The organism is Bifidobacterium aesculapii (assembly GCF_001417815.1).
Lineage (GTDB): Bacteria > Actinomycetota > Actinomycetes > Actinomycetales > Bifidobacteriaceae > Bifidobacterium > Bifidobacterium aesculapii.
In genome coordinates, this window is record NZ_BCFK01000041.1 from 1 (window position 1) to 594 (window position 594).

1 rRNA gene is annotated in these 594 nt (G+C 60.4%); it reads right to left on the reverse strand.

Annotation, left to right across the window (positions count from 1 at the left end):
* Window positions 1–594 (reverse strand): 23S ribosomal RNA (locus BFAL_RS06170); the annotation flags it as partial.

Here is a 594-nt window from a genome sequence, read left to right on the forward strand (position 1 = left end):
GACGACGGAGCTTATCCCCCGCCGACTCACTGCCGGGATACACCTGACGGGTATTCGGAGTTTGGTTGCTGTCGGTACCCGGTATGGGCCCTCAAGCATCCAGTAGCTCTACCCCCCGCAGGCAACCCCCGACGCTGCACCCAAATGCATTTCGGAGAGAACCAGCTATCACGGAATTTGATTGGCCTTTCACCCCCAGCCCCAGTTCATCCCCCCGGTTTTCAACCCAGGTGGGTGCGGTCCTCCACACGGTCCTACCCGCGCTTCAACCTGACCAGGGCTAGATCATCCCGCTTCGGGTCCAGGACACGCGACTGAAAACGCCCTATTCGGACTCGCCTTCGCTACGCGTACCCCACACGGGTTACGCTCGCCACGCACCACTGACTCGCAGACTCATTTTTCGATAGGCACGCCGTCACCCCACAAGAAGGCTCCGACGGATCGTAGGCGCACGGTTTCAGGAACTCTTTCACTCCCCTCCCGGGGTGCTTTTCACCTTTCCCTCACGGTACTAGTGCACTATCGGTCGGACAGGCATATCTAGGCTTACCCCACGGTCGGGGCGGATTCACACGGGATTCCACGAGGCCC